Source organism: Robinsoniella sp. (genome assembly GCF_034124845.1).
Genome location: NZ_JAWYAJ010000257.1, coordinates 1 through 7264, shown reverse-complemented (window position 1 = coordinate 7264; position 7264 = coordinate 1). Strand labels below are relative to the sequence as shown.

Sequence of the window (7264 nt, the reverse complement as noted above, 5' to 3'; positions counted from 1 at the left end):
AACTGCGAAGGTAACAGATCCCGAATATCTGGCAGCAGCAAAGAAGCTGTCTGAAGTGGTTTCCATGGGCTTGATCGGCAAAGGTGCTTTAAATACAAATGCCAGCCAGGCATTTGAATTACTGGAGACCGGACAGGCAGGAATGCTTGTGAATGGCAGTTGGTTCTTTAATGATGCGGCAGTTGGAGGATACGGAGATAAGATCGGATATTTTGAATATAATCCCTTTACGGACGCAGGAAAAGAGGAAGCGACTCATTGGACTAAATCTGGCGGAACCGGTGCAATGGGAGGCTATGGTGTAAGTGCAAAAGGAAAGTATGTGGAATATTCGAAAAAGGTGTTGATATCGTTTTTAGAAGCAAGAGACATAGCTAATGCAGAACTTGGTTCTCTCAGTGTACGTAAAGAGCCGGTAAAACCGCTGGAACCAAGAGCAGAATCTTACCAGGCTTATGCAGACAGTCTTGATAAAATCGAATCGACAACGAAATATGAATGGGCTTTAAACAATCAGGAACTGATTACCGGTCTTGAGGATGCCTGCGAATTGCTGCTGACTGGATTGAGTACGCCGGAAGAATATATCGCTGATCTTGAGGAACGTATATCTATGGCACTTGGAGAATAATTCAGGGGAATTTCCAGGGAAGAAAGGGGAAGATGATGAATCCGTTATTTAAAAAGAAAAAGGCTGCCATGTGTCTGTTTGTTGCCCCGGTTGTAATTTTATTTTCCATAATTATCGTAATTCCTCTCATACAATCCGCGGCAATGAGTTTCACGGAGTGGGATGGCATCAATAAAGCTGTTTTTAATGGAGTGAATAATTATAAACGTCTTTTTGCATCCAGAGATTTAAAGGTTTCCATACGGAACAGCCTTTTATATTCGGCGATATTGACTGTATATCAAATTGGTATTGGAACACTCCTTGCATATTTTATTGTGAATTTTAAGATTAAAGGGAAGCGGTTTTTTAAAGATATATATTTCTTCCCGGTTCTGTTGTCCGTATCTGTTGTGGCTCAGCTTTGGATTTCAATTTACCATGGGGATTTTGGGTTAGTGAATCAGCTTTCTGGTTTATTAGGATCAGACTGGAAGCAGAACTGGCTCAATGAGCCGGTAAAAGGAATTGTTGCGATTGTTATAGCAGAGTCCTGGAAGGGAATGGGGTATCATATGCTGATTATCTATGCAGCAATGAAAAATGTTCCTGCTGTATATTATGAGGCGTCATTTATTGATGGAGCAGATAAGAAACAGCAATTCTTTCATATCACCCTGCCCTTAACGGTATCTACTATTAAAGTCAGTGTGGTTATGTGTATTACTTATGGATTCCGGGCATTTGAAATGATCTATCTGATGACTGGCGGAGGTCCCGGCAATTCCAGCTATACGATGCCAATTATGATGTATAAGGCTTTATTCAGTCTGCAGAAATATGGTTATGGAAGTGCGATTGCAGTAGTTATTGTGTTGATTTGTGTAGGGATGATGCTTATTATTAATAAATTGACAGAACGATTTGATGTGCAGTATTAACCGATTTGGAGGTATGGCATGAAGAAGATAAGATCTTCTGAGAGAAAAATAAAATCTTCCAGGATAATCGTATATACCATAATGATTCTCTATGGGGCGATATGTCTGTATCCGGTTATCTGGATGGGATTTTATTCATTGAAGAATAATGAAGAAATATTTGTAACAAATCCATTTGGTCCGCCAATTGTTCCCCAATGGGGGAATTACGTCAAAGCGGTAACGCAGTTTGATATTCTCTTATATTTTAAAAACAGCATCTGGGTCTCACTGGCGGCAATGTTTCTGGGAATCCTGTTTTGTCTGATGTTTACATATGTTGTGTCCAGAGTGCGGGTTCGCACTACAAAAGCACTGCATTCCATGGTAATAGCCGGTATGTTTATTCCGATACAGGCCGTGATGACACCTCTGGTTGTTATGGTGAAAAATCTACATTTGACAAATACATTGTGGTCTTTGATAGTGCCCTATGTTGCGCTAAGCTTTCCGTTTGGGGTGATGGTTCTCTATGGTTTTTACCGAAGCCTGCCGATTGAACTGGAGGAGTCGGCTTACATAGAAGGAGCGGGTTTTTGTAAAACCTATTTTCACATTATATTGCCCCAGATGAAATCAGCGGTCTCCGTGTTGATCATTTATCAGTTTATATCCCACTGGAATGAATTTAGCCTGGCATTAATTTTAATTACTAAAAATGAGCTGAAAACACTGCCACTGGGGCTGGCGGGCTTTTATGGGCAGTTCTCTACGGACTGGGGACCGGTTGGAGCGGCACTGGTGATAGCAAGTTTCCCGGTTATAATATTGTATGTATTTTTCAGCAATAAAGTAAGTGATGCAATGGCTTTTTCTGGAATGAAAAATTAAATTCATTGTCGGGATATATCAATCCCTTTATAATATTAGATGATATGAACTTGCATGATCAGGAATGTATGGGAGTGTATTTGACATTGCCGGTACAAGAGTCTGTTTTAACATGTTCTTGTACGGTTAATATCGCTAAAATTTAAATGGAGGGAATGGATGAAAAAGAGATTACAAAATATGATGATTCAACAGAGAATCAGCTATTCTTTTATTATATTCTTTACGGTTTTCGCCGTATGTGTGATCATAGGGCTGCGAGGAATATATAAAGAGCAGATGTACGAAAAACTTATTCAGGGAAGGCGTTATGAAGATAATCTGATCGTGCAGCAAATAGGGATGCTGTCAACGAATCTGAATAGCTGCTGCAATAGTGTCATAGTGAATTTAAACAATACCACAGGTCTGAAGAAAAGTAATTCGCTGTACCCGGATTTATATGACAGTACAGCCAAACAGACCATATTAAATATTATTGAAAATAGTTTCCTCATGTTTCCGGATGTCAGTCAGATTGCTGTTTTGTATCGCAATGGTGATCTTTATCAGAAGGATCGAAACCGTTCTTATATCTTTTCGGACCGTAATGACGATTTGATCCAGCAGTTTGACTCCATGGGAATATCCACAACCGGACAATGGTATTATTCTTTGCAAATGGAATCAGCCTTTTCAGAATTCAGCCTGCATTATGTAAAAACGCTGCGGGATGTTAAAGAGAACACGGATATTGGGTATGTAATATTGGAATTGGATGAGCAAAATATATACGATATTTATCGAAATAAAAATAGCAGCGAGGACGTGGAGTTTTATTTACTGGATTATAATCAGATGGTGATTTCCAGCGATGACCGGGATGCCATGAGCGGTATAAAAGCGATAGCAGATTATGATTCACAACTGGACTATTCAAAAAATATAATTGCTGATTTAGATAAAAAAATGTCTGATACTAAAAAATATTACAGCAGCGAATATCAGGTAAATGAATTATGGAATCTGGTCTCTGTTTTAGATGTGAAATCAATGCTATCCGATGTAAATAATATTACCATTGTGATCGTCGGTATCAGTATGGTTTTGCTTATGATATTTTATATGCTGACAATTATGATCGCGAGACATATAGCCGGACCAATCTCGGCATTGTCAGATCATATGAGAAAATTCACGAAATCTCTGCCGGAGAAGCTGCCGGACATGGATACGCATAATGAAGAAGGGATACTGATATCCAGCTTCAACCAGATGGTGGATATGAACCAGCAGTTATTTGCAGATATCACAAACGAGAAGAAGGAAAAAAGACAGTTAGAACTGGCACTTTTGCAGGCTCAGATAAAACCGCATTTTTTATATAATACATTAGATACCATATTTTGTCTGAATAATATGAACCGTCATGTGGATGCCAGCCGGATGATTAAATTGCTTGCCGGATATTACCGGCTGGTTCTCAATAAAGGTCTGGATCTGGTATGGCTTGACCAGGAACTGGATGCTCTGCAGAAGTATCTGGATATCCAAACGGTCCGTTATCAGGAAAGCCTGAGCTATTCCATTGCCATGCCGGAAGAATTAAGTGCTTTACATATCCCCAAATTAACCTTGCAGCCACTGGTGGAAAATGCAATTTACCATGGAATCAAACCCCGGAATGGAAAAGGGCATATATTGATCACCGGAGAATTGGAGGAAGATTGGGCTTACATCCGTGTGAGCGATGATGGAATTGGACTGACAAAGGAAAAATTTGCACTGATATTATCCGGGGAGCAGCGAGAGACGGATTCAGAAAGCTTTGGATTAAAAAATGTGTCAGAACGCTTAAAGATTTTTTACGGTGAAGGAACCTGTATTCAGCTGGAGGATACCCCGCTTGGCACCTGTATTGTCCTGTGTATGAATTTAAAAAGGGGTGATGATCATGAGTTATAAAGTGCTGTTGGTAGATGATGAGTGTATATACCTGGATTACCTGAGTCAGATTATAGATTGGGATTCCATGGAATGTTCCATCTGTGGTTATGCAAAAGACGGAGAAGAAGCGCTTCAGGTTATTCGAAAAGAAGTTCCGGATATTATTTTTATGGATATCAATATGTCCAGAATGAACGGTCTGGAAGCATGTGAGGCAATGAAGTCATGGAGTCTGGAATCCAGGATCATCATTATGACGGCTTATGATGAATTTTCCTTTGCACATCAGGCGATTAAACTCAATGTGTTTGATTATCTTTTAAAACCTTTTGACGGTGAAGAACTGCAGGAGGCACTGAACAAATGTATCGAAGACATTGAGACAGCAAAGAAAAATAAACAGATGCAGCAGGAGTTATTTCTAAGGGGGATTATTGAATTCCAGCCGGATCTGGATATTTTAAATGAGGAAATAGCCCAGACCAGTTCACCTTCACTTGTTGCCGTGATCAAAATAAGAAAGGGTTATGCGAATTATAATTTGTCAGTAATTCGAAATCTGTTGCATCATTATCTGAACGGAATCGGTATTGAGAATTATTGCCTGCGAAATGATGGGAGCTGTATTACGCTTGTACATGTAATGAATTCCAGCGAAAGAACCATGGAGGAATTAAAAAGGAGGTATGCCCAGCTTCTGGGAGATGAGGGGGCATACATGCTGGACTCAGTTGCCATGGGGAATATTGTGTCCGGACTGGAGCAATTACAGAATTCTTATAAACAGGCACAGATGGTTTATGAAAACAGTATCAAGTTAAATGAAAAAATAGCCTGCTTTAGTGATATCCAGAATTTAAACAAAGAAGTCACTTTTTACAGCACACAGGATGTTAATTTACTGATAAAGTATTTTGAAATGAGAGAATATGCAAAGGTGGATACGATTATAGAAAAAATGTTTGGACTGTCGGATAACCAGATGTTTTCATTTCAATATGTGATTTCTATCTATCATGCACTTTCCATAGGCGTCCATTCATATTTTCATTATAATACAGAAAATCAGCTTTCGGATTATATGCAGACTCAAGAGAGTATCATTTCAGAATTAAAAGATTGTTATTCCAGCCATCAGGTAAAAGACATCATTAAAAATTATGTATATGAAATGTTAACGGACTGCACTTATATCCAGATCAGCAGCAAAAAAGAAATCTTAGTTACAAAAATTGAAAAATACTTACAGAACCATTACAGTGAAGCAAATTTATCTGTCAGCAACATAGCTGATAATTTATTTTTTGAAAACAGTTATATTAGAAGAGTCTTCAAGACCCAGACAGGCAGGACAATTATGCAGAGACTGGAAGAGATCCGGATTGAAAAAGCCAAAGAACTATTGCGGGAAGAGCAATACCGATGCAGTGAAGTTGCGGAGATGATCGGATTTTCAGATCAGTTTTATTTTAGCAAGCGGTTTAAACTGTTTTGTAATTGTACACCATCTGAGTATCAGTCCGGAGTTATGCAAAGAAGGTAAATTGTGAAACAAAAAATGTTTCAAACTTTCTATTGGTGCAATACCGCAGACCTGCCTGCGGTATGCAGGGGGGATAAGTGTGAAACAAAAAGCGTTTCAAACTTTCTATTGGTGCAATACCGCAGGCTTGCCTGCGGTATGCAAGGGGGATAAGAATGAAATTTCGAAAAGCGGAGGAGTAAATCATGTTATATTGTAATAATTGGGATAAGATAATGGAGCGGTACAAAGAGTATTGGGCATTGGAAAATCATGACCGCCCAATCTTAAGCATCCGGGCACCAAAGAAGCACACAGAAGGTAAAACAGAGCGCTTTTACGGCTCTTTAAAAGAACAGTGGATGGATACGGAGTATATGATAAAAAGCAATAACCGGGAAATGCAGAACACCTATTACGCAGGGGAGGCATTTCCGGTTCTAAATCCAAATCTCGGCCCGGATTATTTTGCGGCATGTTATGGAACCGAGCTTGCATTTGGAGCGGATACCAGCTGGTCCATACCATTTTTAAGGGATGAAGATGTTGAGGAATATCGTGGATTTGTCCTTCAAACCCAAAATGAGTATTACCGAAAAATGATAGAAATGACAAAAGCAGCGGTAGAAGACGGAAAAGATAAATACTTAGTGGGAATTACGGATATACATCCGGGGCTGGATGGTTTAGTTTCCATGCGGGGACCGCAGGAACTCTGTATGGATACCTTGGATAATCCGGAGTTTATTAAAAAAGGAGCAATGGATCTGCTGGATGGTTTTAAATTCATCTATGACGAGCTGTATGCATTAACGACATCCTTTCAGAAAGGCAGTACGAATTGGATGGGGATCTGGCATGAGAGCAGATGGTATCCAACCTGTTGTGATTTTTCCTGTATGATATCAGAACAAATGTATGAAGAACTGGTGGTGGAAGAACTGGAAGAAGAACTGAAATTCTTAGATGCCAGCATCTATCATCTGGACGGACCGGATGCACTGAAGCATTTAGACCGCTTGTTGAAAATAGATGCGTTAAAGGGGATCCAATGGGTGTATGGTGCAGGACAGCCTACGGCTTCACACTGGCTGGAAGTATTGCGAAGAATTCAGGATGCAGGGAAAATGATTCAGATTGATGTTAGACCGGAAGAGCTGGAAGTGATGCTTGAAAATCTGCGCCCGGAAGGTGTAATGTATACCATAAATGCAAATTCACAGGAGGATGCAGAAGAATTGTTACGAATAGCGTCGGGGTATAGGAAAAAGGTTTTCTGGTAGGAAAGATTATATTGGGGTTTTGCTGAGTAAGACGCTTTGTATAAGACAGGTAGTGTCCGAAAAGATGGGCGTGGGAAACTGGTATGGACTCCGTCAGCTGGCCGCAGAACTG

General features: G+C 39.8%; 6 protein-coding genes. All 6 read left to right on the top strand.

The window, feature by feature from the left end; genetic code table 11:
• Positions 1 to 631: hypothetical protein (locus ACH2DQ_RS12755; RefSeq protein WP_395026974.1), on the top strand; the 631-nt coding region annotated here is incomplete at its 5' end.
• Positions 632 to 663: 32 nt separating this feature from the next.
• Entirely contained in the window at positions 664 to 1551 is an 888-nt protein-coding gene (locus ACH2DQ_RS12750) for a carbohydrate ABC transporter permease (protein ID WP_394915764.1), read from the top strand.
• Positions 1552 to 1569: 18 nt separating this feature from the next.
• A complete protein-coding gene (locus ACH2DQ_RS12745; protein WP_394915765.1) occupies positions 1570 to 2421 on the top strand; it encodes a carbohydrate ABC transporter permease in 852 nt (283 codons plus the stop codon).
• Positions 2422 to 2580: 159 nt separating this feature from the next.
• Positions 2581 to 4365 carry a sensor histidine kinase gene (locus ACH2DQ_RS12740; RefSeq protein WP_395026971.1) on the top strand — a complete coding sequence of 595 codons (1785 nt, stop codon included), beginning with the start codon at positions 2581 to 2583 and terminating at the stop codon, positions 4363 to 4365.
• Entirely contained in the window at positions 4355 to 5890 is a 1536-nt protein-coding gene (locus ACH2DQ_RS12735) for a response regulator (protein WP_394915767.1), read from the top strand. The genes ACH2DQ_RS12740 and ACH2DQ_RS12735 overlap by 11 nt, the downstream gene beginning before the upstream one ends.
• A gap of 185 nt (positions 5891 to 6075) precedes the next feature.
• Positions 6076 to 7152: a trimethylamine corrinoid protein 2 gene (locus tag ACH2DQ_RS12730; RefSeq protein ID WP_394915768.1), complete on the top strand. Its 1077-nt coding sequence runs from the start codon at positions 6076 to 6078 to the stop codon at positions 7150 to 7152.
• Positions 7153 to 7264: the final 112 nt, after the last annotated feature.

What these genes read in the sequence shown, in the direction of transcription:
- ACH2DQ_RS12730 (WP_394915768.1), top strand. Translation starts at nt 6,076, where the DNA reads ATGTTATATTGTAATAATTGGGATAAGATAATGGAGCGGTACAAAGAG.
- ACH2DQ_RS12735 (WP_394915767.1), top strand. Translation starts at nt 4,355, where the DNA reads ATGAGTTATAAAGTGCTGTTGGTAGATGATGAGTGTATATACCTGGAT.
- ACH2DQ_RS12745 (WP_394915765.1), top strand. Translation starts at nt 1,570, where the DNA reads ATGAAGAAGATAAGATCTTCTGAGAGAAAAATAAAATCTTCCAGGATA.
- ACH2DQ_RS12750 (WP_394915764.1), top strand. Translation starts at nt 664, where the DNA reads ATGATGAATCCGTTATTTAAAAAGAAAAAGGCTGCCATGTGTCTGTTT.
- ACH2DQ_RS12740 (WP_395026971.1), top strand. Translation starts at nt 2,581, where the DNA reads ATGAAAAAGAGATTACAAAATATGATGATTCAACAGAGAATCAGCTAT.